Consider the following 25,979-nt stretch of genomic DNA (forward strand, 5'->3'; position numbering starts at 1 on the left):
CAAATATTAAGACCTGAAGAAATGAAAAAGAAAGAAGAAAGGAAAAAATGGAAGGGACTGAAAAACGGGTTCCTGTTGGTGGGATTCATAGCCCTGCTGATAGCCAGTTCGCAAACTGTTCGTGCCGAGGAAATCACTTGGCAGAGGGCGGCGGAGATAGCTAAGAGATATGTTACTCTGCCGCAAGATACCGGTATGAAAGCAAAGGAGAAGGGCAGGAAAAACAAGACCTGTTCACCTTATTATATATATAATGATGCGCGGGGAAAGGGATTCGTTATCGTATCAGGTGATGACCAGATGGGTGAAGTGCTGGGATACAGCAAAGAAGGTAGTCTCGATACGCTCAATGCCAATCCCTGCGTAAAACTGCTGCTTTCGGGATACCGACAGACTTTCGAGGTGCTGAAAGAAGGAAAGGTGAAGGTGCAAAGCCATACACGCACCGGACTTTACTCTAAAACCGTAGCGCCGATGCTGAAAAGCAAATGGGGACAGTCGTATCCGTTTAATGCTAAAACGGGATATGATTACAGCGGCTGTGTGGCTACGGCTGTGGCTCAGATGATGTATTATCATCAGTGGCCGGCTCAGGGACAGGGAAAAAACGAATATGTGGTAACCTACTACCAGGCCAAGAAGAGTGCGGATTTCAGTCAGTCGCACTACGACTGGGCCAACATGTTGCCCGACTACCGCTATCCGGTTCAGGCTACTCCTGCAGAGATTGATGCCGTAGCCTTACTGATGAACGATGTGGGTGTGGCTTCTTTCATGCAATATACGCCCAGCGCAAGTGGAACCCAGGGAGTCTTCGCCTATCAGGCGCTGCAGAAGCATTTCGATTATTCGGCAGCCTACGTTACGAAAGCTGTAGAAGGACCGGGGAGGTTTGCAGAAATCCTGAGACAGGAACTGCTTAACGGATGTCCGGTTTATCTGGAAGGCAGACCAGCCGGTTCGGCTTCCGGTCATGCCTGGGTAACTGATGGTTTCGATGAAAACGGCCTCTTCCACATGAACTTCGGTTGGGAGGGACAGGGCGATGCCTATTATTCGCTCACCAATCTCAATGTTTCGCAGACCGGAAGTGAGTTTCAGGGCAAACCGCTTGCCTTTAACCGTGCCATTACCGCCATCTTAGCTCATCCCAACAACGGGAAATATCCCGAAATAGAGCGCGGACTGCTGGAAACTTCGCCGCAGCTGATGTTCAACGAGGGTGGTTCTCTCAGCCTGAAAGAGGCGTCGGGAAAGTTATTCGACCCTTCACAGCCGGTAACTGTCGAGATGAATTCCTTCGTCAACAGAGGCAAGCCTTTCAGGGGTGACATCGGTGTTGCCGTTTATGATGAAGCGGGGAAACTCAAGCAGGTGGTTTATTCTGATGATCATCAGCAGGGAGGCTTTACGGAAAGACTTTATGGCGGAGAGCAGAAGGGATGGATGGGAACTGATTATCTGATCCATCAGGCTCAGAAAATCAGTCTCAGTCTTGCCGGTCTTGAAAACGGCTATTACCGTATCATCGCTATATGTGCAGCACGGAAGGATGATGGTTCATGGGATGATTTCCTGCCGATGAAGAAGGCACCTGTTATCGGGGTGGAACTGAAAGACGGTGCCGGCCGCATCTCTGAAATCTGTTCGGAAGATGCCCGCTTCCAACTGATGGGGCAGCCAAGACTTGACGGCAAAGCTGAACAGGGCAGCAAGGTACGAGCCTTCTTCACTATCAAGAACCTCAATGGTGTGCCGCGCGACTGTTACCTAAGAGTGAAACTGCTGGATGAGAACCAGGAGGTTGTGCTGAGTACACGTGTGGACCAGCTGACCGAAATAGATGGTTTCAGCGAGGCCGAAATCCCGATTCTCCTTTCGGTTCCTGCCCAGCTTGCTCCGGGATATTATCAGGTGAAACTGGAGATTACTTCGGATGAAGCCGAAACCCAGGATTGTCCGGTCAACGGTATCCACGATCAGGATGCAGCCTATATAGAGGTGGTAAAGGGAGAGGAGAAACCGCTGATGGCAAAAGCTGAAGTCTTTCTGGCTGATGATTCAAACGAGAAGATAGAAACCGGAAGCGTCGATGTATCGAAGGTATCTCTCTTCAAGATGGGAGTTTCGCTGCGTACGACAGAAGACCGCAGTTACGAGGGGCATGTTTCCCTCATCTCTGAAGATGTAGATACTAAGGAAGAAATAGAGGTAAATGGACTCAGCGATGATGTAACCGTCTCATCAACACTCGACGTGCCGCTTTACAGCTACTGGCTGCGCAAGAATAATCTGCCTTGGACCGACGGTCATACCTATCTGTTCAGGGTGATGGGCGAGATAGGAGGAAAGAACGTGGAACTGAAGAATCCGCAGGAACCTACTTATTTTCTCAAGCGAAAGGGCTATATCCTTATTCTCTATCAGGATATAGCTACAGGAATAGAAAATGCTACTATCTCTGATACTGAAACCGAGATCTGTCGCGAGGGACATCAACTCCTGGTTTCGGGCAAGGACGTGAGAAAGATTAAACTGTATCATGCGGGAGGAAACCTGCTCAGACAGGCGTCTGGTACGGATGGAAAAACTGTCAGTCTCTCTTTACAGGGTATCAGACAAGGCGTTTATCTGTTGCGGGTAGAAACCGGTATGCAAAGCAAGACATATAAACTGCTGCTTTAAACGGATGTTCCTGTTTCGGAAACAGAACAGGTTATCCGATGTAAGTATAAAAAGAAAGCTCAGGGCTATCTGCCCTGAGCTTTTTTCATTATCATGATTTCAGTATCATTTACTTCTGGCATTCCTTGCAAGGAGTCCAAGGCTTCAACTGCTTGAAGAAGTCGTTGCCCTTATCATCTACGAGGATGAATGCAGGGAAGTCCTCTACGGTAATCTTCCAGATAGCCTCCATACCGAGCTCTGGGTACTCTACGCACTCGATGCTCTTGATAGAACTCTTAGAGAGAACGGCAGCTACACCACCGATAGTACCGAGGTAGAAACCACCATGCTTCTTGCAAGCCTCTGTAACAACATCGCCACGGTTACCCTTGGCAATCATTACAAGGCTAGCGCCATGATCCTGGAACTCATCTACGTATGGGTCCATACGGTTGGCTGTGGTAGGTCCCATAGAGCCACATGGATAACCCTCTGGAGTCTTGGCTGGTCCTGCATAGAGGATAGGGTGATTCTTGAAGTACTCAGGCATCTCCTCGCCTGCATCCAGACGAGCCTTGAGCTTAGCGTGAGCGATGTCACGAGCCACGATGATGGTACCCTTCAAGTTAACACGGGTGCTTACTGGATACTTGCTCAACTCAGCACGAACTGCGTCGATACCCTTGTCGAGGTCAATCTCGATACCCTTGGTACCCTCACCTGGGTTACGGAGCTCTTCTGGAATCAACTCTGTTGGGTTCTCATCCATCTTCTCCAACCAGATACCATCCTTGTTGATCTTAGCCTTGATGTTACGGTCGGCAGAGCAGCTTACACCCATACCGATAGGGCAGCTTGCACCATGACGTGGCAAACGGATCACGCGGATATCGTGAGCGAGATACTTACCGCCGAACTGTGCACCCAAGCCAATCTTGTGAGCCTCTTCGAGGAGCTTGTTCTCCAAGTCGATGTCACGGAAAGCACGACCCGTCTCATCACCTGTTGTAGGCAACTCATCGTAGTACTTGATAGAAGCCAACTTCACGGTGAGGAGGTTCTTCTCAGCTGAAGTACCACCGATTACGAAGGCGATGTGGTAAGGAGGACATGCTGCTGTACCCAGACTCTTCATCTTCTCTACGAGGAATGGGAGCAATGTGCCCTCGTTCTGGATAGTAGCCTTGGTCATTGGGTAGAAGTAGGTCTTGTTGGCAGAGCCACCACCCTTAGCTACCATCACGAAGCGGTACTCGTCGCCCTCTGTAGCCTCGATATCAATCTGAGCAGGAAGGTTGCAACGGGTGTTCACCTCATCATACATGTTGAGAGGAGCGTTCTGAGAATAACGGAGGTTGTCCTGTGTAAAGGTGTTGTATACACCCAGGCTCAAAGCCTCTTCATCCTCGAAGTCGGTCCATACGCGCTGACCCTTCTCACCGTGGATGATGGCAGTACCTGTATCCTGGCAGAATGGGAGGATGCCCTTCACGGCAGTCTCTGCATTGCGGAGGAACTGGAGTGCTACATACTTGTCGTTCTCAGAAGCCTCTGGGTCGCTGAGAATCTTAGCCACCTGGAGGTTGTGCTCACGACGGAGCTTGAACTCTACGTCGTGGAAACCCTGCTGTGCCAGCAAAGTAAGAGCTTCCTTAGAAACCTTGAGGATAGTCTTACCCTCGAACTCTGCTGTACTTACGCCTTCCTTAGAGATAAGGCGATACTCTGTCTTGTCCTCTCCAATCTGGAACATTGGAGCATACTTAAAATCTGGAGTTTTTGCCATAATGTTTTTTGTTATTTTAAACTGTTGAAATATTCAAGTCTAATTAATTCTCGTATTCTATTTCCTGGTCGAGGCTGTCGACGAAGTTGCGGAAAACCTCTTCCTCCACATCGCCCATGGCAAATTCTTTCTCAGCATCCTTTCGGATTTCTGCTATCCATGAGCGGCGTGCCTTGATATAGTCTTCGTGTATGCGGTTGGCATCTTCGAGTGTGATGTCACTGATGCCGTAGTAATCGCAGATCATCTGGTAGGTCCATGCCCACTGGTAGTCGCGATAGTTGGCATTGATTTCTTCAAACCGGTCGAGCAACTGTTCTATATTCCCGATAGTTCCTTCCTTCACATCCCTAACGATGCCTTCTTCTTCAGAAACCGGGAGTAGGAGTCCCGAAAGATCATCCCAATCGCCCACGCCGACATGGCTGGCTGGAGGGGTGATGGCTGGGTCGCGCTTCAGTACACGCTTCAATACGGCACCCATGTAGATGCGGAGGGCGATATCATAATATTTGATGCCCTTGTGGAGCGATGAAGCCGGTATGATATATTCGTGATAGAGATACTGCGAAACATTATCGCCCGTTACCTCGCGCAGGTTTTCAAGAATCTTCTTACCCTTCAGAATCTCGCCAACAGAATAAGGCGAAAGCCAGTCGAAGTTGACGATGCTCTTGCGGTTCTCCATAGCACGGAGATCACGCTTAGGCCATTTCTTGATGTCGCGGTACAGACCTACGGTAGTGATGTTTCTGCCTGGGATGAGGAACATCTTGTCGCCATCGGCAATGAGATAGGCGAAAGGCAGGTTGCGGGTGTTAGGGTGGTGCATCAGCTTGCCGAAGCATACTGAGAAGGAACCCAGAGTGGCTGGCATCAGGAGATAAGCACCGCTGGCTGTCTTGGAACCGCGCTCCAGAATGCCCCAGTGCATAGGTCCCATCTTGTAGGCATGGTTGCTGAAGTTGGTGGCAGAACCGGCGTTATAGAAAGAGAACATGCCTCCGATAAGCAGACTGCTCTTATGATGAGAAGCGGTGAAAGGACCGCAGAATGCTGCACAAGCCTCGCCATTGCTCATATAGGAGTTGGCGAAGAATACGGAGGCTGAAGCGGTAAAGCCGTTAGACAGCTGGCAGGCTTCGCCTACGAAGCAATCCTGTATCTTTACGCTGTTGATGACGCTGGCGCCTTCAGCGATGATGCTGTTTTCCGTAATAACGCCTGTGCCGATATATACGTTGCCATGAGCTGAGCCTAATAGCGTACAGTCGCTCAGACGGGAAGCACCGTTCACTTCGCAGTAATCATTGATTACGCAGTTGGTAATCTCCTTGGTATTGATGATCTTCACATTGTTGCCAATCTGACCCCGATCCGGCATCTTGTTGTCGATGTCGGTCTTGATGAGCTGGCGAATCTTCTCCTTCATTTCCTTGTCAGGGAAATGTTTCACCATGAAGGCTGCCAGCTGGCTGTTCAGATCGCTGAAGAGGATTACGTTGCCTTCACCCACCTCGTTGAGTACGCTCACAAGATTTCCTTCGCCGTAAGTAGCTCCCTCAGTGGTTTCCATGGTAGAGATGTTTGAGATGTAGCAATCATCGCCAATGGTATAGTTGTTGATGAAATTGCCTACGTTTTCTATCAGACAGTCGTCGCCTATGGTTACATTGCGCAAGGTGGCATTGTTGATGCCCGAATGCTTTACGAAGCCCTGGCTCACCTCCACGTTCTTGTTGAAGGATCCGATGTTTATTTCGCCGTAGAGCATCACGCGGTGCATGAAGTTGGGCTTGAAATCTTCTGATACATTGACTGAGGTCCAGTCTTCGGCCCAGCAGTCGTTATGTTTAAGCACCTCGATTTCCTCGGTGGTTAAAGGTCTGTAATCATTCATAACTTACTTGTTATTGATATTTATGTTCTTACTCATAATCCTGGTACAGGAAGTCGTTGTATGGATACTTCTGTACGTGCAACTCTCTTACTTTCTTGTAGAGTATCTCGCGGAATTCGTCGATGTTCTCCTTGTTCTTTGCCGAGATGAAGAGGCAGTCCTCATTGAGTTTTGCCATCCAGGTCTTCTTCAGGTCTTCCAGCGGGATGTTCTCTTTCTCCATCGGTGTGAGGTCGTCTTCCTCTTTTTCTACCCATGAGTAGTTGTCTATCTTGTTGAAGATAATCATCGATGGCTTATCGGCGCAATCCAGTTCCTTGAGCGTATTCTCTACGACCTGGATCTGCTCTTCGAAGTCGGGATGTGAGATGTCTACTACGTGCAAAAGGAGGTCGGCCTCGCGTGTCTCGTCAAGGGTACTCTTGAATGAGTCGACCAGGTCGGTTGGCAATTTGCGGATGAATCCTACGGTATCGGCAAGGAGGAACGGCAGGTTGTCTACCACCACCTTGCGTACGGTGGTGTCGAGGGTGGCAAAGAGTTTGTTCTCTGCAAACACCTCGCTCTTGCTGAGCAGATTCATGATGGTAGATTTACCTACGTTGGTATAGCCCACCAGTGCCACGCGCACCATTCTGCCTCTGTTTTTTCGCTGTGTAGTCTTCTGCTTGTCGATTTCTGCCAGTCGCTCTTTGAGGAGACTCATTCTGCCGAGGATGATACGGCGGTCCATCTCGAGCTGGGTCTCACCCGGTCCACGCAGACCAACAGATCCCTTACCGCCACCAGATCCTGAACCACCGCCCTGTCGTTCCAGGTGAGTCCAGAGTCTTTGCAGACGAGGGAGCATATAGCGGTATTGCGCCAACTCTACCTGGGTTTTAGCCGCAGCGGTTTGCGCACGCATGGCGAAGATATCGAGGATGAGTGAGGTGCGGTCCAGAATCTTCACCTGCAGTTCCTGTTCGATGTTACGGATCTGTTTGGCAGAAAGCTCATCATCAAAGATGACCATACCTACTTCTCTATCTTCCTCTTCTTCGTTTTTGATATATTCTTTGATTTCTTCGAGTTTACCCTTACCCACATAGGTGGTCTGGTTAGGAGAAACCACCTTCTGCGTGAATCGCTTTACGGTGACAGCCCCCGCAGTATCGGCAAGAAATTCCAACTCGTCGAGATATTCTTTTGTCTTGGCTTCATCCTGCGTCTTGGTAATCAGACCCACGAGTACAGCGGTTTCCGCCTTGACTTCTGATATTACAAATTCTTTCATCTATTTTCTTTATATATATAATAATGTGAAAAGATAGTGCAAAGGTAGTGTAAAATACAGAGAAAACAAAATATAGCATCAATATTTTAACTTTTTTATTAATGTGGCAGAAAATAGTCAAAAGACACAAAATGCACAGCTGTATTTTAGCCACAACAGATCACAAATGGTCTTTTTGGTGCGCAAAAATTGTAAACGTTTACGTGGTTTTTTGCATAAAAAATCGAGATTTATTTGATTTATATCAATATTTGTCTTAATTTTGCACCCAGAAAAAGAATTGATTTTCAAAAACGAACAAATCATAACTACATAAAAAACACAAACTGCTGAAACATTCAAAAACTTCAAAGGCCTCGACGTGATGTCGGGGCTTTTTGTTTTCTTCTCATTCAGGAGCGATTTTTGTTGTACGCTACAGTAACAGAAGCTGGAACGTCGGCTATACTGCTGTTGCGTCATAGACAGATAATAATATCAACCTAACAATAAAATGAAAATGAAGCAAAAAAAATGTATTGCTGGTATTTTGTTGCTCGGCGCGGTTTGTGCGCAAGCCAACAATTATGAAGTAACATCACCTGATGGTAGATTGGCGGTCAAGGTGGAGTGTGTTGATGGAAAAACAGTGTATAATAAATAAAAAAGGGTGGCAGATATCTGAATCTGTCACCCTCTTTATTTTATGTTTCAATCCGTTTTTTCCGCGGATTGGTTATCTGCTGGAATTATTGGTTTTTGAAGACCAATCCATCTGCATCTGTATGATCGATGGTAATTGGCTTCTCTCTGCTAACCTCTTCTGCAAGAATCTTCTTACTCAAGTCGTTCAAGACATAATCCTGGATAGCGCGCTTTACAGGACGGGCACCAAACTCTGGGTCGTATCCTACCTTTGCCAGATACTGGATAGCTGCAGGAGTCCAGCGAAGTTCAAAGCCCTGAGGCTCCAACATCTTCTTTACTCGCTTCATCTGAAGTTCTACAACCTCGGCAATCTGCTCCTGGGTCAACGGCTTGAAGGTAATGATATCATCAATACGGTTCAGGAACTCAGGACGGAAGATCTTGCGCAACATCTCACGGCTTGCGTTGGAAGTCATGATGATGATGGTGTTCTTGAAGTTGACTACACGACCCTTGTTGTCAGTCAGACGACCATCGTCCAATACCTGCAACAGGGTATTGAATACATCAGGATGCGCCTTCTCAATCTCATCGAAGAGAACCACACTATATGGTTTGCGGCGTACAGCCTCGGTCAACTGGCCACCTTCATCGTAGCCTACATACCCTGGAGGCGCACCGATCAGACGGGTTACGCTAAACTTCTCCTGATATTCACTCATATCAATTCGGGTCATCATCGACTCGTCATTGAACAGATACTCAGCCAGCGCCTTGGCAAGTTCCGTCTTACCTACACCAGTAGTACCGAGGAAGATGAAGCTGGCGATAGGACGCTTAGGATCCTGCAAACCGGCACGGCTGCGGCGAACGGCATCACTTACAGCGGTGATAGCCTCGTCCTGTCCGATGACTCTCTTGTGGAGTTCTTCCTCCAGATGGAGCAGTTTCTCACGCTCGCTCTGCATCATACGGCTTACTGGTATCCCGGTCCAGCGGCTTACAACCTCAGCGATATCATCAGCAGTAACTTCCTCTCTGACCATCGCTGCGCCACCCTGTGTACTCTTCAGCTGCTCCTGGATCTTCTTGATGTCATCCTCGAGCGCCTTCAGTTTAGAATAGCGGATTTCAGCCACACGCTCGTAATTGCCTTCGCGCTCCATGCGTTCAGCCTCAAACTTCAGGTTTTCTATCTCCTGCTTATCCTGCTGAATCTTGTTGACGAGCGCTTTTTCGCCTTCCCATTTAGCACGGAAGTCATGCTCCTGATCCTTCAATTCTGCAATTTCCTTATCCAACTGCTGAATCTTAGGCTGGTCATTCTCGCGCTTGATGGCCTCACGCTCAATCTCCAACTGCTTCAAGTGGCGGGTAATCTCATCCAGTTCTTCTGGTACAGAGTCACGCTCCATTCTCAGTTTGGCTGCTGCCTCATCCATCAGGTCGATAGCCTTATCAGGGAGGAATCTGTCAGAGATGTATCTCTCTGATAACTTGACGGCTGCGATGCAGGCATCATCCTGAATACGTACCTTATGATGGTTCTCGTAGCGTTCCTTGATACCACGGAGGATACTGATGGCGTCTACCTCGTCAGGCTCATTGACCATGACGGTCTGGAAACGGCGCTCCAGCGCCTTATCCTTCTCGAAGTACTTCTGATACTCGTTGAGGGTAGTAGCACCGATGGCTCTCAGTTCACCACGAGCCAGGGCTGGCTTCAGAATGTTGGCTGCATCCATGGCACCCTCGCCACCGCCTGCACCTACCAGGGTGTGAATCTCATCGATGAAGAGGATAATCTGGCCGTTGGCGTTGGTTACCTCTTTGATGACGCTCTTCAGACGCTCCTCGAACTCACCCTTATATTTGGCACCGGCTACCAGCGCACCCATATCGAGAGAATAGAGTTGCTTGTTCTTCAGATTCTCCGGTACATCGCCACGTACGATACGCTCGGCAAGACCTTCTACGATAGCGGTCTTACCTGTACCAGGCTCACCTATCAGAATAGGGTTGTTCTTGGTTCTTCGTGACAGAATCTGGAGCACTCTTCTGATTTCCTCATCACGTCCGATAACTGGGTCCAGCTTGCCGCTTCTTGCCTGTTCTACAAGGTTTTTCGCATATTTCTCCAAGCTCTGATAGTTGTCATCAGCGCTTTGTGATTTTACGTTCTGTCCCTGTCTCAGTGCCTGGATGGCAGCGAGCATATCTTTAGCATTTGCACCAGCATCCTTCAGAATACGTGCAGCAGTAGAGTTGCCCTGTACGATAGCCAACAGGATAGGTTCTACGCTAACGAACTCGTCGCCCATTTTCTTGGCGGTATCCTCGGCATTCATCAGTATCTGGTTAGTCTCGTTGCTGAGGTACGGCTGACCGCCACCCTGCACACGAGGCAGATGTTGCATCTCCTGACGCAAGAGCATGGCGATTTGCTGTCCGTTCATGCCCAACTTCTGGAAGATGTAGTTGGTCACATCGGTAGCCTTTTCAAGAATACCGCTAAGCAGATGCACCGGTTCGATGGTTTGCTGACCATTTCGCTGCGCAATGTTTACGGCTTCCTGTACCGCCTCCTGCGCCTTGATTGTAAATTTGTCGAATGTCATATTAATATCTCCTTTCTTATATTATATATTCATATTTGTGTTATTTGGATGAGCGCCGGAATCTTCTCTTCGGAAACCTCCCGGTGCGTTCCTCCCATCCTTTAGCGAAACTTATGCCTATTCGTTGAAAATCAATGATTTACTGACAATCTGTCTTGTTTTGGGTAGATAAAAGATAGAAATAAGAGATATTTCCGGACAGAATGACAGAAGAAGGCGGTTTGAGTACGGGCTGAAGGCTCAGGCTCCTTTCAGGGCGTGTGGGGCTTACATGCCAAACTTGAGTTGCTTATTTCTTGATTTCTCTCAATTATCTTTTAAATATCCTTTAAATAATGCTATTTTATGGGGGGAAATGTTGTGTAATCAAAATAATCTTCGTACCTTTGCACCATCATAAATTATAATTTATAAGTTCAATGGCTGAAACAAAGAAAATCAAGACAGCGTTGGTGTCTGTCTTCCACAAGGATGGCTTGGACGAATTGCTCGCCAAGTTGAATGAAGAGGGTGTAAAGTTCCTGAGTACTGGTGGTACCCAGAAGTTTATCGAATCTTTGGGTTATGAATGCGAGAAAGTTGAGGAGGTCACTACCTATCCATCTATCTTGGGTGGTCGCGTAAAGACTCTTCATCCTAAAATATTTGGAGGTATCTTGGCTCGCCGTGACAACGAGGGTGACCAGGAGCAGATGAAGGAATACGAAATCCCTTCAATCGATCTCGTCATCGTAGACTTGTATCCTTTCGAGCAGACTGTAGCTAGCGGTGCTAGCGATGCTGATATCATCGAGAAAATCGATATTGGCGGTATCTCTTTGATTCGTGCAGGTGCCAAAAACTTCAAGGACGTGGTTATCGTTCCTAGCAAGGCAGAATACGGCGTATTGCTCGATATCCTGAAGAAGAAGGGTGCTGAGACTGATATCGAAGACCGCAAGATGTTTGCAGAGCGTGCATTCGGTGTAAGCTCTCACTACGATACTGCAATCCATGCATGGTTTGCTAAGTAAACTCTCGGAAAAATAAAGTAGTTAAGGAGTTAAGAAGTGAAAGAAGTCAGGACAAGTGTCTGCGGGGATTCCATTCCCGGTATATGACAGACTGTTGCCGTGGCTTCTATGCTCCTTTAACTCCTTAACTCCTTAAATAAAAAGAAAATTTTAAGCTTAAAATAATTTAGAAACGAAATGGGATTTTTTTCATTTATTCAGGAAATCGCAATGGACTTGGGTACAGCCAATACCATCATTATCAGTGATGATAAGATTGTAGTGGATGAACCTTCTGTTGTAGCCCTTGACCGCCGCACCGACAAGATGATTGCTGTGGGCGAGAAGGCTAAGATGATGTACGAGAAGACTCATGATAATATCCGTACTATCAGACCATTGCGTGATGGCGTGATTGCCGACTTTACTGCCTGTGAGCAGATGATGCGTGGATTGATTAAGATGGTTCATACGGGTAGCCGTCTCTTCTCTCCTTCACTCCGTATGGTTATCGGTGTACCTTCTGGTTCTACCGAGGTTGAGCTTCGTGCTGTGCGCGACTCTGCCGAGCATGCCGACGGACGTGATGTATATTTGATTTTTGAGCCAATGGCTGCCGCTATCGGTATCGGTATCGATGTTGAGGCTCCAGAGGGTAATATGATTGTTGATATAGGTGGTGGTTCTACCGAAATCGCTGTCATCTCATTGGGTGGTATCGTATCGAACAACTCAATCCGTACAGCCGGTGACGACCTTACTGCCGATATCCAGGAATATATGAGCCGTCAGCACAACGTGAAGGTTTCTGAGCGTATGGCTGAGCGTATCAAGATTCATGTGGGTTCAGCTCTGACCGATCTGGGTGATGAGGCTCCAGAAGATTTCATCGTGCATGGTCCTAACCGTATTACAGCGTTGCCTATGGAGGTACCTGTATGCTACCAGGAGATTGCTCACTGTCTGGATAAGACCGTGGCAAAGATTGAGAACGCTGTGCTCTCAGCATTGGAGAACACACCTCCTGAGCTCTATGCCGATATCGTGAAGAATGGTATCTGGCTCTCTGGTGGTGGTGCTTTGCTCCGCGGTCTCGACAAGCGTTTGCAGGATAAGATCAATATCCCATTCCACATCGCAGAAGATCCATTGCACAGTGTTGCCAAGGGTGCTGGTATTGCGTTGAAGAATGTAGACCGTTTCTCATTCTTGATGAGATAATCAGAACTTATTCTAATAGTAAGAATAAAGTATGCGCAACCTTTTAGAGTTTTTAGCGAAATACAACCATTGGTTTGTCTTCCTGATTCTTGAGGTGGTGAGTATGGTGCTGTTGTTTCAGTATAACAGCTATCAGGGCAGTGCCTGGTTCTCCTCGGCTAATGCCGTAACGGGTAAGTTGTATGAATGGGATGCGAATGTAGAAACATTCTTCTCACTTACCAAGGTGAACCAGGAACTGACACAGCGCAATGCGTATCTCGAACAGGAGGTGCAGAAACTTTCCGACAGTCTCGTGTGCGTGACCAAGGATAGCAGCATCTACCATCGTGACCAGTTTGCATTGCTGAGAAACTATCGTCTGATTCCGGCTAAGGTGGTGGCGAATAGTATCGATAAACCCGGCAACCTGATGACAATTGACAAGGGTAGCGCGGATGGCATCCACAAGGATATGGGTGTAATCAGCGGTACGGGTGTTGTGGGTATCGTGTATCTGGTGGCAGAACATTACGCTATCGTGATTCCGGTATTGAACACGAAGTCGAACATCAGTTGTATGATTCAGAATAGAGGCTATTTTGGCTATCTGCGCTGGAAGGGTGGTGTGTCTGACCTTGCCTATCTGGAAGAGGTGCCACGTCATGCTCACTTTAAATTGGGTGACTATGTGGTAACGAGTGGCTATTCTGCAGTATTCCCTCCTGGAGTGAGAGTAGGCAGGATATTGCACGTGTTCAACTCCGCCGATGGATTGTCGTATCGCGTACAACTTCGCCTCTCTACCGATTTTGCCCGTCTGCGTGATGTATGTGTAATTGATGATGCCGCCATGAAAGAGCGGTTGGAGATTATGCGTGCAGCACAGGATAGCATCGCAACAAATGGAGACAATAATCAATAATGACGTATAGTAAGAGGATATAAAAAGCAATGAGTATAGATTTAGTGAAAAGACTAGCTACCTTTGTGGTGCTCGTGCTGGTACAGGGATTGGTGTTTAATCATATTCATCTATTCAATTGTGCCACCCCCTTGCTGTATATCATTATGGTACTGCATTTCCGTCGCAACCATCCTAAATGGGCGGTGTTATTGTGGTGCTTTATGATGGGGCTTTGTGTGGACGTATTTGCCAATACGCCAGGTGTTGCAGCAGCTTCGATGACTGCCGTAGGACTGCTACAACCTTATTTGTTTGAACTTTTCGTACCGCGTGACAGCGCCGACGATCTGGAACCGTCCATGCGTTCTATCGGCGTAGGTGCATATTGCTGGTACGTATTCTTCATCATTCTCGTTTATAATCTATTGTTCTTTACACTCGAAACATTCAATTTCTTTAATTGGGTTCACTGGTTGGAATGTATAGGCGGAAGTACGGTTATCACTTATATATTGGTGATGGCGACAGAAAGTTTCAGAAAGTAAGATTCCGGATAAGTGATGAGAGAGAAAAGAACACGATTTTTAGTTTGCTATATATAATAAGGTATGTTGGATTACAATCTTGAAAAACGTAGATTCGTTATCAGTGGAGTGGCCATAGCTATTGTGGTCATTTACATGATTCGTCTGTTTACGCTTCAGATTATGAGCGACGACTACAAGAAGAATGCCGACAGTAATGCCTTCTTGAAGCATATTGAGTTTCCCGCCCGTGGTGCCATTTACGACCGTAATGGTAAGCTGCTGGTGTATAATCAGCCGTCTTACGATCTGATGGTGGTCATGAACGAGGAGAGCGGCAGGCTTGATACGATGGATTTCTGTAATTCGCTGGGTATCACGAAAGAGTTTTTTATCAAGCGAATGAACGATATCAAGGACCGCTCTAAGAACCCGGGCTATTCGCGCTATACCCAGCAGCTCTTTATGGGACAGCTGAGCGACCGGGATTTCAGTGTGTTCCAGGAGAAGATGTTCCGATTCCCCGGTTTCTATGTCCAGAAACGTACCGTCAGAGAATATACCTACCCTTATGCAGCCCATGTGCTGGGTGATGTGGGTGAGGTTTCGCAAAGCGATATTGAAGATGATGACTACTATCAGGCTGGTGACTATATCGGAAAACTGGGTATCGAGAAGTTTTATGAGAAGCAGCTGCGTGGTGAGAAGGGTGTGAAGATCATGCTGAGAGATGCCCACGGAAGAATACAGGGTAGCTATCAGAATGGTAAACTCGACCAGAAACCTGTGGCAGGAAAGGACTTGACGCTGGGATTGGATGTCAAGTTGCAAGCCTTGGGCGAACGTCTGCTCCAGGGTAAAATCGGCAGTATCGTTGCCATTGATCCTAGAACGGGCGATGTGCTGGCTATGGTTTCTTCTCCTTCTTACGATCCAAGACGTCTGGTGGGTAGAAACCGCGGCAAGATGCACAAGTGGCTCTCGCATAATCCTTGGAAACCGCTCCTGAACCGTAGTATTCAGGGTCAGTATCCTCCGGGTTCTACCTTTAAGACCAGTCAGGCGCTGACCTATCTTACTGAAGGTATCATCACACCGGGAACAGCATTCCCGTGTAATCATGGTTTCTCTTATAAGGGTCTGCATGTAGGCTGTCATGGTCACCCGTCGCCTATTTCGCTGGTTGATGCCATCAGTACCTCTTGTAACGGTTACTTCTGTTGGGGTCTTTACTATATGATAGGTAACCGCAAGAAGTATGGCAGCGTACAGAATGCGATGACCGTATGGAAAAATTATATGGTGAGCATGGGATTCGGATATAAGTTGGGCATCGACTTGCCTGGCGAGAAACGCGGTCTGATTCCGAATGCACAGTTCTATGATAAGGCTTACAATGGTTCATGGAACGGACTGACGGTAATCAGTATTTCTATCGGTCAGGGTGAGGTTAACCTCACGCCGTTGCAGATAGCCAACCTGGGTGCTACCATTGCCAACAGGGGATACTATTATGTGCCTCATGTAGTGAGAAAGGTGAAGGGAGAACCGCTTGATACGCTCTATACCCGACGCCATTATACCAAGGCTTCCCGACGGGCTTACAACTATGTGGTAGCCGGTATGAGAAGTTCGGCGCTGAAGGGAACCTGTAAGCTGCTCGGCCGCTACGATTTCGAAGCTTGCGGCAAGACGGGTACGGCACAGAACCGTGGCCATGACCACTCTGTATTCATGGGCTTTGCTCCGATGAACAACCCGAAGATTGCCATTGCCGTGTATGTAGAGAATGGTGGTTGGGGTGCTGACTATGGTGTGCCTATCGGCGGTCTGATGATGGAACAGTATCTCAAGGGTAAGTTATCTCCTGATTCTGAGCGCAGGGCTGCAGAGATGCAGGCTCGTAGAATCGCCTACGGATTAAGCAGTAGATAGTTTTCAGTTAACAGTTTATAGTTGATAGTTTATAGATTATGATCGATAATAAACAACCTAGTGTGCTTGCTTCACTTGACTGGTGGACGATAGGTATTTATCTGGCACTCCTCATCTTCGGATGGGTGAGCGTCTGTGGAGCCAGCTATAACTATGGTGACAACGAGATATTCAGTCTGGGTGCCCGCTCGGGTATGCAGATTATATGGATTGGCACATCCATAGCACTGGGATTGGTAATCCTGCTGCTTGATGACCGGTTTTACGATACCTTCTCGTATGTCATCTATGGTGTCCTGATACTCTTGCTCTTTGCTACGATATTCAATCCGCATAGCATCAAGGGTTCCCACTCCTGGCTGGTGTTGGGACCGCTCCGACTGCAACCGGCTGAGTTTGGTAAGTTTGCTACGGCTCTGGCGGTAGCCAAGTTTATGTCAAGCTATGGTTTCAGTATGCAGAACCTGAAGCATTTCATGGCAGCCGTAGGCATTATCGTTCTGCCGATGCTCTGTATCGTAGGTCAGCGCGAAACGGGTTCTGCCCTGGTTTATCTTTCATTCTTCCTCATGCTTTACCGCGAAGGAATGCCGGGTGCCATTCTCTTTACCGGCGTGTCGATGGTGGCTTACTTCGTAGTGGGTGTGAAGTATGAGAACGTGATGATGTGGGATACCTATACTTCTGTGGGTAAGTTTGTCGTGCTTCTGCTGGTGCAGATTTTTACGGCTGGCATGGTGAACTCCTATACGGGCGACAGGAAACAGGCACTGATAATCCTTGCCTATTCGGTAGGCATTACGCTGCTCTTCGTGCTCTTTTCTACCTATGTCATTCCGTTCGACATTGTGTGGATCCAGCTCTTCCTGTGTGCTATGCTCATCGGATTCCTGGTTTATCAGGGACTGAGAACCCGGTTCCGGAATTACTTCCTCATCTCCATCTTTTCGTTGGGAAGTATCGCTTTCTTCTATTCTGCCGATTATGTGCTGAATCATGTGATGGAACCTCATCAGAGAGTGCGTATCAACGTACTGCTGGGACTGGATGAAGATTTGGCTGGTGCGGGATATAACGTGCATCAGAGTGAGATTGCCATTGGTTCCGGCGGACTTCAGGGAAAAGGTTTCCTCAATGGAACGCAGACCAAACTGAAGTTCGTGCCTGAGCAGGATACAGACTTTATCTTCTGTACGGTAGGCGAGGAGGAAGGTTTCCTCGGTTCAGCAGGCGTGCTGCTGCTTTTCCTGGCTTTGATATTGCGGTTGATGCATCTGGCTGAGCGGCAACCTTATAAATTCGGGCGTATCTACGGCTATTGTGTCCTGTCGGTATTCCTCTTCCACCTTTTTATTAATGTGGGAATGGTGCTGGGTTTAACACCGGTTATCGGTATTCCGCTACCGTTCTTCAGTTATGGTGGCAGTTCGTTATGGGGATTTACCATCCTTCTTTTCATCTTCTTGAGAATTGATGCGGGAAGGAACTTAGTGAGAAGTTAAAAAAAAGAGTGAACAGATTGTTGATGAATCTGTTCACTCTTTTTTTATTGTATCTTGGAAATCTTGATGCCGATGTCACTCACACCGGGCAGGATTTCTCTTTTCATATCATGTCTGATGGCTACGTGTATGGAATCGCCCTGATGCATCTGATAGATGTTGATAGGGAAGTTATACTGATAGTAGCTGATACCCTGTCCTTTGCTCACGCCGTTGTTGTCAATCAGCTGGCAGTTTACCGTATCTATCTTGCATTCGCCAGGTATCTTTCTGTTTTGGTGATAAACCGTCTGTTCTACGATGAGCGTAAGTCCCATGAACGGATAGGCACCTGTAATGCGAAGTCCTAAGCTTTGTTTGTAATGCCCGGGCTCGAGTAGAGGTGATACTTCGAATGATAGGGTGTCGTTCTTCTCCCATCCTGCAATCGGTGTATGGGCATACTCATCGTATACGGTCGAACCGCTGCAGGCAGAGAGAATGTGAACGATCGCTGTCAAAACGATGAAATAAACAGTCTTTTTCATCTTTTTCTAGCTCCTATTCTTTATTCTTGTGGGGCGTTATTGCCTTGTGGAGCATTATTGCCTTGTAGCTTGTTTCCACCCTGCGGGATATTATTGCCTTGAGGCTTGTTGCCATTCTGAGGGGCATTATTGCCTTGCGGCTTGTTGCCACCCTGTGGTTTGTTGCCATTCTGCGGCTTGTTGCCCTTGTTAGGTCGTCTGTCGTTTCTTGGCTGGCGGTTGTCACCCTTAGGATGATTGCCCTGATTACGGTTGTCGCGGCGCTGGTTGTTTGGCTTGCCTTCATTCTTCTGAGGTTTGTTGTCGCCATTCTGCGCGCGGTTCTCGTTCTTCTGAGGCTTGTTGTCTCCCTCCTGCTGACGAGGTCCCTTATTCTTATTGTTCTTCTTCTTCTTTTTCTTAGCCTTGTCAAAGCGGCTCAAATCAGCTTCGGCAAGCAGGTCGACTGGCTTGGCTACAGGTTTTGCCTTACCGTCTTCCAGCAGACTCAATGGCTTCTCGCCCTGACGGTTCATTTCGATGATAGCCTTGGCACGCTCGATGCTGATGGTTTCGAGGTTGGAAGCAAGGTTCTTGTCAGAAGAGTAGGTGATAAGACCTGCCAGGATATCCACCTTGAACTGATGGAAATCACCGTCGGCAGTCTGCAGTACGGCATCCTTAGGAGGTAACTTTCTGCTAGCCTCTACATAGCTGTCTACTTCGTAGTTGAGACAGCACTTCAGTTTGGCGCACATACCGGCAAGTTTCTGAGGATTCAGAGAGATGTCCTGGTAGCGTGCTGCATTGGTGCTAACGCTGATGAAGTTCTTCATCCAGGTAGCGCAGCAGAGTTCTCTGCCGCAAGGACCCGTTCCACCGATGCGGCCTGCTTCCTGTCGTGCACCGATCTGTTTCATCTCAATGCGTACATGGAAGGTATCGGCAAGAACCTTGATGAGCTGGCGGAAGTCCACACGTTCGTCAGCGATGTAATAGAAGATAGCCTTGTTGCCGTCTCCCTGATATTCTACATCACCTATTTTCATCTTCAGTCCGAGATCTTTGGCAATCTGGCGGCTCTGAATCATGGTGCCGTGTTCACGGCTCTTAGCCTCCTTGCATTTGTCAAGATCCACCTGTTTGGCGATACGGTAGATACGCTTGATATCATCCTGCGACTTGAGGTTTGCCTTCTTAATCTGGAGTTTTACCAGTCTTCCGGTCAGCGTAACCACACCGATGTCGTGACCCGGGTTAGCCTCTACCGCCACTATATCGCCCTTCTTCAGGTCGAGGTTATTCACATTGTGGTAATATCCCTTACGGGTATTCTTGAACTGTACCTCCACGAGGTCAGTACTTTCAGCATTGCCGGGTACATCGGCAAGCCAGTCGTATGTGTTGAGCTGTCTGTCCTGTCTTCCTACGCCCTTAGCGCACAGACCACGGTCGCAGCCGTTACACATCCTGAATTTCATATTTTTGTAATCCACGATCGTCTAATTTATAATGTATAATTTATAATGTACAATGAATAATGACCGGCATCTGCCTTGTTATTCATTTGAATTCTTCACTCTTCACTTTTCTCTTTTCACTTCCTAAGCAGGAGGACGATGATTTTGAGCGCCATATCGAAGAAAACGATTTTGGCATTGGCATTTTGCGAAATCATGCGCTTGCTGTCTTCGAAGAGGTTGGAGATGTCAATGATGTTTGCCTCGTTGATGAAGCGGGCAAAGTTCTTGGCAAAGTTCTCCTCATCCTGCGTCATGTAGCTCAGTTCCGGATTCCGGAAGTTGTACATGAAACTTTCTCTGAGCATGTGCATGAAGTAGTCGAGCATGCGTTTCTGCTTTTCTCTTCCGAAGGTGGCTATCACATCGGTCCATTTCTTTAGGTCACCTATCTTGCGCATGTAAGCCAGTCGCATCAGCATGATAAACATGTCGAGATGCTGCCGGTTTTCGTTTCCTGCATCCAGTTCTTCGAGTGCGAGGTTCCAGTTGCCGTTGGCGATACGGGCTATGCGGTGTGCCATGTCTGGCTCCAGCGCTCTCCGTTCCGTCAGTGCTTTTTCCATCTCAGCGGTTTCTATCTTCCTGAAGTCGATACGCTGCGTACGGCTTCTGATGGTTTCGAGCAGCAGTTCCGGATTCTCGCTTACCAGCAGGAATAGCGTCTGGCGTGGCGGTTCCTCCAGCAGTTTCAGTATCTTGTTGGCACTCTGTATGTTCATACGTTCCGGGAGCCATATCAGACTTATCTTATATCCGCCCTGACTCGACATCATCATCAGTTCGTGAGAGATGGCATCGGTTTCTTCGGCAGTGATGATAGCCTGTTTGTTATAGTCGGCATCCGTCTTGCCCATCTTCAGCATCCAGTCGCTAATCTGGATGTAGGGACCTTTAGAAAGCAGCAGCTCTCTCCATTCCTTGATGAAGTCGAGGCTCACCGGTTTGTGTTCGCTGCCCATATTGGCGGTCTTGATGGTAGGAAAGGTGAAGTGGAGGTCCGGATGTTCCCATTTCCTGAGCATCGGTGAATCGCCCAGCAGATAGCTGGCAAAAGCCAGTGCCATCGCCAGTTTGCCGCAGCCCTGCGGGCCGCAGAACATCAGCGCATGGGGCAAACGGTTCTCCTGAACCATCTCCATGAGACGGTTCCATACTTCTTGCTGACCTATAACTTCATTTCTTTGCATTTAAAACAGAATTTTTGCTATTTGCTTGACGCTGTCTACAGCCGATACGGTGAAGAAGTGAACATTGTTGTAACCATGTTCGAAGAGATCTTGCACCTGAGCGGTAGTCCACTCGATACCGAGCTGCTTGGCATCATCGTCAGTTTTACATTTCAATACCTCCTGTGCGAGTTCTTCAGGAATATCGCAGTGGAAGGTTTTCGGCACTACAGTGAGCTGGCTCAACTTGGCAAAAGGCTTGATGGCAGGAATGATAGGAATGGTTACACCTATCTGCCGAGCCTTTTCAACGAAAGCATAGAACTTCTCGTTGTCGTAGAAGAGCTGGGTAACGGCATACGCTGCGCCCAACTGTTGTTTCTCCAGGAGATGCTGCATATCCATTTCGAGGTTTGGCGCCTCTTCATGCTTCTCCGGATAGCAGGCTACACCGCAGCAGAACTTGTCGCCCGGGTGCTTGATGGGTGTGCCATCAAAGAAGAAACCGTCATTAAACTGATTCACCTGCTTCAGGAGGTCGGTGGCATGGGCATGACCGTTCTCGGTTGGTGTAAACTGCCGGTCTTCTTTCGCCTTGTCTCCTCGCAGAACGAGAATGTTGCTGATGCCCAGAAACTGGAGGTCGAGCAGTTCGTACTCGATGTCTTCCTTCGTAGCACCGCTGCAGATAATATGAGGGATGACAGGTATGTCGTACTTGTTCTGTATAGCGCCTGCGATGGCAACGGTGCCCGGGCGGCGGCGCACACGCTGGCGAGTGAGGAGACCGTTTTCCAGTTCCTTGTATACATACTCGCTATGGTGCGTAGTGATGTTGATAAAGCGAGGGCCAAACTCGCTCAGCGCATCGATGGTACGGAAGAGTGCTGCTGTTCCGTTACCTTTCAGCGGAGGTAAAACCTCGAACGAAAAGCCTCGCTTATCGCCCTGCTGATGTAGAAAATCTGCTATGTTCATATTACCTAAATTCTATGTTTCTTCTTATTTTGGTGCAAATTTACAAAAAAAATAGGGGAAAACCGCATGTTGAACGTAATATTTATAAAGAAAAAACGTATATTATTAGGTGGAGATTGATTTTTGGCATGAAAAAAGAAGATTTCCTGCCGGTAAATGCTACGCTATTCTACAGAAAAGTGATTAAAATTTAAACCTAAAAAATAATGGAACAAAAACAAACAGGCTCTAGAGCCTATCTTATTTCAATTGTGATGGTAGCCGTTTTGGGCGGCTTGCTTTTCGGTTATGATACCGCGGTAATCTCGGGAGCCGAGAAGGGTTTGCAGGCATTCTTCATGGGTGCTGAGGATTTCACCTATACCGATTTCTGGCATGGATTCACTTCTTCCAGTGCCCTGATTGGTTGTATCATCGGTTCGGCGCTTTCGGGTGTGCTGGCTTCTAACTGGGGCCGTAAGCGTTCGCTGATCTTTGCGGGTGTGATGTTCTTCATCTCTGCATGGGGATCTATGTGTCCTGAGTCTTTGGTGCTGCCAAAGGGCGAACCTAATCTTACGCTTCTCATCGTGTTCAACCTCTACCGTGTGATTGGCGGTATCGGTGTGGGTCTGGCATCTGCTGTGTGCCCGATGTATATCGGTGAGATTGCGCCTAGCAACATCCGTGGTATGTTGGTCAGCTGGAACCAGTTTGCCATCATCTTCGGTCAGCTGGTGGTTTATTTCGTCAACTTCTTCATTCTTGGCGATCATATTGCTCCTGCTATCCAGAGTGTGGGCAACGGTATGAACCAGATTCTGAATGGTGGCGAGGCTGCCTGGGCTATCGAAACCGGATGGCGCTATATGTTTGGTTCTGAGATGGTTCCTGCGGGTTTGTTTGCTCTGCTTATCTGCTTTGTTCCTGAGACTCCCCGTTATCTTGCCATGGTTGGTCAGGATGCGAAAGCTGAGCGTATCCTGGCTCGCATCAATGGTGCTGAGGAGGCTAAGAAGATTTTGGATGACATCAAGAATACGGTTACAGAGAAGAAGGAGAAACTGCTTACTTACGGTGTGCTCTGTATCTTCGTAGGTGTGATGCTCTCTGTATTCCAGCAGGCTGTAGGTATCAATGCCGTGCTCTATTATGCTCCTCGTATCTATGAGGCTATGGGCTTTGATAATCCGATGGTATTGACCGTATTCAATGGTATCGTGAACCTCGGTTTCACCTGTGTAGCCATCTTTACGGTAGAGAAGTTGGGACGTAAGCCTTTGCTCATTACCGGTTCCCTGGGCATGGCATTGGGTGCCATCGGTGTAGCCATCACCTTCGGTAATCCTAATCTGCAGTTGTTGTGCATGGTATCCATCATGGTTTACTCTGCATCGTTCATGTTCTCTTGGGGCCCAATCTGCTGGGTACTTATCGCCGAGGTATTCCCTAATACGATTCGTGGTGCTGCCGTAGCGATTGCCGTAGCCTTCCAGTGGATTTTCAACTGGATTGTTTCTACCTCTTTCGTTCCGATGGCTAACAGCCTGGGCTATTGGTTCACCTATGGCCTGTATGGTGTTATCTGTATCCTCGCTGCCATCTTTGTATGGAAGCTCGTTCCTGAGACCAAGGGTAAGACACTGGAGGATATGACCAAGCTTTGGAAGAAAAACTAAGTTCTTATTCTGTGAAATATCAAAACCGCCAGGCGTAGAAAGAAACGCCTGGCGGTTTTTCTTTATGCCCCCGGCTCGTCAGCTTAATCCATACCATGATATGATTTAATTTTTCCATTTTCGTTTTTCTCTTTAAATTGTTAGTGGCCTACCGATTGGGGCAAGCTCGGTGTCCTTCATCGGGAGGAGAATCACATTCTCCGCGCTTTCATGTTGCAAAAGTAATGTTTATTTCAGACTTATGCAATTTTTTGAAGAGAAAAAATGCATTTTAATGGCTGATTTGTTGAAAAAAAATCTTTTTCCTCACGTATTACGTATAATGTAAAAAATGTAAACGTATATATATAATATACTTGGTATAATGTAGGGAAGAAAAATCAGTACCTAACTACCTGATATTCGGTATCTTACATTTTTAAGATTCGCTCTGGTAGTCATTGGGGCATATCAGAAGGCACATGATTGGCTCTGATGGTACCTATTATTGGCCCTGGTAGTCATCAAAAAAGGGTAATTCTCTCTGATAGTCATTGCCCACCCAAATGAGGTGAAAAAATGATGTTCTTCCGTTTACCAACTGATGTGGCTGCGTCGGGTTAAGGATATGGCTGAACTGGGTTACGCAGACGGCTGGATTCGCTTACTCAGACGGCTGGACTCGCTGATTGAGCCACTTGAGTAATCTGACAAAGCCACTTGAGTAAGCTGATTGAGCCACTTGAGTAAGTTAACTGAGCCACTTGAGTAAGTTAACTGAGCCACTTGAATATTCTGCAGCATACGCTTGCGTGCAAAAGTATACATAATTGAGCCAAATAGAGCACAACTGGTACTTATCGTACCAAAGTGGACAAGTGGGGCACCGCCGATGTTGTATCTTTGTATCAGCATTCGGGAAGAGACCGGTGCACAACATGATTATTCACAATTTTAAAATTTTATGTATTATGGCAATTAATTACAGTTTAGTAAAGCTTGCGTCAAAATTTGGTGACAAAGCAGGAGTTCCTCTTTTCTACGCCCGTGCTCAGATGAAAGACTCCATTTCGCTCAAGAAGTTTGCGAAGTTGATCGCTATGCAGACCACTGTATCCTATGCGGATGTAACAGCCGTTCTGGTCAGTATGCAGGAGAACATGATCATCGAGTTGCAGCGAGGCAACCAGATTGATTTCGGCGAGTTGGGCAAGTTCCGCCTCCAGCTTACCAGTGAGGGTGCGGCAACTGCAGCCGAATTTAAGAGCGACATCAACATCAAGGGTGTGAACATCCAGTTTATCCCGGGCAGCGATCTTGCCAACATCTTCGTAGGTATGGAGTTTGAGCAGGTTGCATCACGTGCCGTACAGAAGGCTGCCCTCAAGGCTGAGAAGGAGGGTGCCAAGACCCTCGACATCGAGGAGGCTAAGAAAAAGCCTGCCAAGGACAATGCTCCTTCTGGCGGCGATACCACGGGTGGCAACACCTCAGGCGAGCAGACCGGCGGAACTGGCAGTACCGGCAATGGTGACACTGGAGACGGATTAGAATAATTAACCTTTTAAAACAGAATAGATTATGACAGAAAAGAACAAGCAGAAATGGAATGAGATTCTCAAGTTTGCAGTAACCGTACTGACAGCTCTCCTCGGGGCGTTGGGCGTTTCGGCAGGTGGACTTTAGAGTGATGCCTATGAGAGACATCGATATGATAGTGGTGCATTGCAGTGGCAGCCGCTGCGATCACCGTTATACGATGAAGATGCTGCGCTACGACCATGTTCATAACAACGGCTGGACTGACATCGGCTACCATTTCTACATCACGCTGGATGGAGTGGTTCATGCCTGTCGCCCGGTAGAGCGTATGGGTTCTCATGCCCTCGGTTACAATGCGCACAGCATAGGCATCTGTTACGAGGGTGGTCTTTCGCCATCGGGCTGCATCAGCGACACCCGCACACCTAAGCAGAAGGAGGCGATGAAGCATCTGATTCAGGATCTTCACCACCGTTTTCCGGGCATCCGTACCATCCTGGGTCATCGCGATTTGCCTGGCGTTCAGAAAGCCTGTCCGTGTTTTGATGCCACGAAGCTTCAGTACCTCCTGGATGCTTCCTGATTCTCTTCCATTAAGAGGGTTTTTCAAGAGCAGAATCCCTCCGAATTTATTTAACAAGTTAGGGCGCATCCCAATCCGATGCGCCCTTTTTCTTTGTCGTCATATTTCTT

Annotated in this window: 20 protein-coding genes; 12 read left to right on the forward strand and 8 right to left on the reverse strand. The window is 47.7% G+C overall.

The genetic code is table 11. The features are described 5' to 3' along the window. The first annotated feature begins 21 nt into the window (after window positions 1-21). Window positions 22-2,685, forward strand: coding sequence for a thiol protease/hemagglutinin PrtT (locus ONT18_RS15555; RefSeq protein WP_264906624.1), 2,664 nt, complete (start codon window positions 22-24; stop codon window positions 2,683-2,685). Window positions 2,686-2,794: 109 nt separating this feature from the next. Here ONT18_RS15555 and ONT18_RS15560 read toward each other — a convergent pair whose 3' ends face one another. The 3 genes from ONT18_RS15560 to hflX are packed head-to-tail and all read right to left on the reverse strand — an operon-like array spanning window position 2,795 to window position 7,629. Further along, a complete protein-coding gene (locus ONT18_RS15560; RefSeq protein ID WP_089544783.1) occupies window positions 2,795-4,453 on the reverse strand; it encodes a fumarate hydratase in 1,659 nt (552 codons plus the stop codon). 43 nt (window positions 4,454-4,496) lie between these two features. Then, complete coding sequence (locus ONT18_RS15565) at window positions 4,497-6,353, reverse strand: DUF4954 family protein (protein ID WP_264906627.1); 1,857 nt, start codon at window positions 6,351-6,353, stop codon at window positions 4,497-4,499. A gap of 28 nt (window positions 6,354-6,381) precedes the next feature. Then, a complete protein-coding gene (hflX, locus tag ONT18_RS15570) occupies window positions 6,382-7,629 on the reverse strand; it encodes a GTPase HflX (protein WP_022120421.1) in 1,248 nt (415 codons plus the stop codon). A gap of 499 nt (window positions 7,630-8,128) precedes the next feature. Between hflX and ONT18_RS15575 the strand changes: the two genes are divergently transcribed. Further along, window positions 8,129-8,272: a hypothetical protein gene (locus ONT18_RS15575; protein WP_264906630.1), complete on the forward strand. Its 144-nt coding sequence runs from the start codon at window positions 8,129-8,131 to the stop codon at window positions 8,270-8,272. A gap of 85 nt (window positions 8,273-8,357) precedes the next feature. Here ONT18_RS15575 and clpB read toward each other — a convergent pair whose 3' ends face one another. Then, complete coding sequence (gene clpB, locus ONT18_RS15580) at window positions 8,358-10,874, reverse strand: ATP-dependent chaperone ClpB (RefSeq protein WP_264906632.1); 2,517 nt, start codon at window positions 10,872-10,874, stop codon at window positions 8,358-8,360. A 419-nt stretch (window positions 10,875-11,293) separates the two neighbouring features. On the opposite strand from clpB, the gene ONT18_RS15585 reads away from it, so the two are divergent. From ONT18_RS15585 to rodA, 6 genes are all read left to right on the forward strand, one after another. Then, the gene (locus tag ONT18_RS15585) at window positions 11,294-11,887 is read left to right on the forward strand and encodes a phosphoribosylaminoimidazolecarboxamide formyltransferase/IMP cyclohydrolase (protein WP_006847876.1); all 594 of its coding nucleotides are present in this window, start codon (window positions 11,294-11,296) and stop codon (window positions 11,885-11,887) included. A 177-nt stretch (window positions 11,888-12,064) separates the two neighbouring features. Then, entirely contained in the window at window positions 12,065-13,087 is a 1,023-nt protein-coding gene (locus ONT18_RS15590) for a rod shape-determining protein (protein ID WP_006847875.1), read from the forward strand. A gap of 31 nt (window positions 13,088-13,118) precedes the next feature. Then, window positions 13,119-13,991, forward strand: coding sequence for a rod shape-determining protein MreC (mreC, locus tag ONT18_RS15595; protein WP_118080871.1), 873 nt, complete (start codon window positions 13,119-13,121; stop codon window positions 13,989-13,991). A gap of 29 nt (window positions 13,992-14,020) precedes the next feature. After that, a complete protein-coding gene (gene mreD / locus ONT18_RS15600) occupies window positions 14,021-14,518 on the forward strand; it encodes a rod shape-determining protein MreD (RefSeq protein ID WP_022120425.1) in 498 nt (165 codons plus the stop codon). 63 nt (window positions 14,519-14,581) lie between these two features. Then, window positions 14,582-16,432: a penicillin-binding protein 2 gene (gene mrdA / locus ONT18_RS15605; protein WP_118151608.1), complete on the forward strand. Its 1,851-nt coding sequence runs from the start codon at window positions 14,582-14,584 to the stop codon at window positions 16,430-16,432. Window positions 16,433-16,470: 38 nt separating this feature from the next. Beyond that, the gene (rodA, locus tag ONT18_RS15610; protein WP_218487578.1) at window positions 16,471-17,934 is read left to right on the forward strand and encodes a rod shape-determining protein RodA; all 1,464 of its coding nucleotides are present in this window, start codon (window positions 16,471-16,473) and stop codon (window positions 17,932-17,934) included. Window positions 17,935-17,978: 44 nt separating this feature from the next. Here the strand turns inward: rodA and ONT18_RS15615 are convergent, their stop codons facing one another. The 4 genes from ONT18_RS15615 to ONT18_RS15630 all read right to left on the reverse strand — a co-directional run bounded on the left by ONT18_RS15615 (window position 17,979) and on the right by ONT18_RS15630 (window position 22,107). Then, window positions 17,979-18,461 carry a gliding motility lipoprotein GldH gene (locus ONT18_RS15615; protein WP_264906637.1) on the reverse strand — a complete coding sequence of 161 codons (483 nt, stop codon included), beginning with the start codon at window positions 18,459-18,461 and terminating at the stop codon, window positions 17,979-17,981. 20 nt (window positions 18,462-18,481) lie between these two features. Then, window positions 18,482-19,921, reverse strand: coding sequence for a PSP1 domain-containing protein (ricT, locus tag ONT18_RS15620; protein WP_264906639.1), 1,440 nt, complete (start codon window positions 19,919-19,921; stop codon window positions 18,482-18,484). Window positions 19,922-20,037: 116 nt separating this feature from the next. Beyond that, the gene (locus ONT18_RS15625) at window positions 20,038-21,150 is read right to left on the reverse strand and encodes an ATP-binding protein (protein ID WP_264906641.1); all 1,113 of its coding nucleotides are present in this window, start codon (window positions 21,148-21,150) and stop codon (window positions 20,038-20,040) included. Then, window positions 21,151-22,107 (reverse strand): methylenetetrahydrofolate reductase, encoded by a 957-nt coding sequence (locus ONT18_RS15630; RefSeq protein ID WP_117727839.1) that lies wholly within the window; start codon window positions 22,105-22,107, stop codon window positions 21,151-21,153. It lies immediately after the preceding gene. Window positions 22,108-22,313: 206 nt separating this feature from the next. Between ONT18_RS15630 and xylE the strand changes: the two genes are divergently transcribed. The 4 genes from xylE to ONT18_RS15650 all read left to right on the forward strand — a co-directional run bounded on the left by xylE (window position 22,314) and on the right by ONT18_RS15650 (window position 25,869). Then, complete coding sequence (gene xylE / locus ONT18_RS15635) at window positions 22,314-23,765, forward strand: D-xylose transporter XylE (RefSeq protein WP_117693998.1); 1,452 nt, start codon at window positions 22,314-22,316, stop codon at window positions 23,763-23,765. Between the two features lie 950 nt (window positions 23,766-24,715). Further along, on the forward strand, window positions 24,716-25,300 hold the full coding sequence (locus ONT18_RS15640; protein ID WP_181992730.1) for an HU family DNA-binding protein: 585 nt from the start codon (window positions 24,716-24,718) through the stop codon (window positions 25,298-25,300). Between the two features lie 25 nt (window positions 25,301-25,325). Beyond that, on the forward strand, window positions 25,326-25,430 hold the full coding sequence (locus ONT18_RS15645; protein ID WP_022120813.1) for a smalltalk protein: 105 nt from the start codon (window positions 25,326-25,328) through the stop codon (window positions 25,428-25,430). A 10-nt stretch (window positions 25,431-25,440) separates the two neighbouring features. Continuing rightward, window positions 25,441-25,869 carry an N-acetylmuramoyl-L-alanine amidase gene (locus ONT18_RS15650; RefSeq protein ID WP_022120812.1) on the forward strand — a complete coding sequence of 143 codons (429 nt, stop codon included), beginning with the start codon at window positions 25,441-25,443 and terminating at the stop codon, window positions 25,867-25,869. The last annotated feature ends 110 nt before the right edge of the window (window positions 25,870-25,979 follow it).

This window comes from Segatella copri (genome assembly GCF_026015295.1).
GTDB lineage: Bacteria > Bacteroidota > Bacteroidia > Bacteroidales > Bacteroidaceae > Prevotella > Prevotella copri_C.

Excerpts from the sequence above, each read along its gene's own strand:
- ONT18_RS15555 (WP_264906624.1), top strand. The coding sequence starts at position 22 with ATGAAAAAGAAAGAAGAAAGGAAAAAATGGAAGGGACTGAAAAACGGG.
- ONT18_RS15560 (WP_089544783.1), bottom strand. The coding sequence starts at position 4,453 with ATGGCAAAAACTCCAGATTTTAAGTATGCTCCAATGTTCCAGATTGGA.
- ONT18_RS15565 (WP_264906627.1), bottom strand. The coding sequence starts at position 6,353 with ATGAATGATTACAGACCTTTAACCACCGAGGAAATCGAGGTGCTTAAA.
- hflX (WP_022120421.1), bottom strand. The coding sequence starts at position 7,629 with ATGAAAGAATTTGTAATATCAGAAGTCAAGGCGGAAACCGCTGTACTC.
- ONT18_RS15575 (WP_264906630.1), top strand. The coding sequence starts at position 8,129 with ATGAAGCAAAAAAAATGTATTGCTGGTATTTTGTTGCTCGGCGCGGTT.
- clpB (WP_264906632.1), bottom strand. The coding sequence starts at position 10,874 with ATGACATTCGACAAATTTACAATCAAGGCGCAGGAGGCGGTACAGGAA.
- ONT18_RS15585 (WP_006847876.1), top strand. The coding sequence starts at position 11,294 with ATGGCTGAAACAAAGAAAATCAAGACAGCGTTGGTGTCTGTCTTCCAC.
- ONT18_RS15590 (WP_006847875.1), top strand. The coding sequence starts at position 12,065 with ATGGGATTTTTTTCATTTATTCAGGAAATCGCAATGGACTTGGGTACA.
- mreC (WP_118080871.1), top strand. The coding sequence starts at position 13,119 with ATGCGCAACCTTTTAGAGTTTTTAGCGAAATACAACCATTGGTTTGTC.
- mreD (WP_022120425.1), top strand. The coding sequence starts at position 14,021 with ATGAGTATAGATTTAGTGAAAAGACTAGCTACCTTTGTGGTGCTCGTG.
- mrdA (WP_118151608.1), top strand. The coding sequence starts at position 14,582 with ATGTTGGATTACAATCTTGAAAAACGTAGATTCGTTATCAGTGGAGTG.
- rodA (WP_218487578.1), top strand. The coding sequence starts at position 16,471 with ATGATCGATAATAAACAACCTAGTGTGCTTGCTTCACTTGACTGGTGG.
- ONT18_RS15615 (WP_264906637.1), bottom strand. The coding sequence starts at position 18,461 with ATGAAAAAGACTGTTTATTTCATCGTTTTGACAGCGATCGTTCACATT.
- ricT (WP_264906639.1), bottom strand. The coding sequence starts at position 19,921 with ATGAAATTCAGGATGTGTAACGGCTGCGACCGTGGTCTGTGCGCTAAG.
- ONT18_RS15625 (WP_264906641.1), bottom strand. The coding sequence starts at position 21,150 with ATGCAAAGAAATGAAGTTATAGGTCAGCAAGAAGTATGGAACCGTCTC.
- ONT18_RS15630 (WP_117727839.1), bottom strand. The coding sequence starts at position 22,107 with ATGAACATAGCAGATTTTCTACATCAGCAGGGCGATAAGCGAGGCTTT.
- xylE (WP_117693998.1), top strand. The coding sequence starts at position 22,314 with ATGGAACAAAAACAAACAGGCTCTAGAGCCTATCTTATTTCAATTGTG.
- ONT18_RS15640 (WP_181992730.1), top strand. The coding sequence starts at position 24,716 with ATGGCAATTAATTACAGTTTAGTAAAGCTTGCGTCAAAATTTGGTGAC.
- ONT18_RS15645 (WP_022120813.1), top strand. The coding sequence starts at position 25,326 with ATGACAGAAAAGAACAAGCAGAAATGGAATGAGATTCTCAAGTTTGCA.
- ONT18_RS15650 (WP_022120812.1), top strand. The coding sequence starts at position 25,441 with ATGAGAGACATCGATATGATAGTGGTGCATTGCAGTGGCAGCCGCTGC.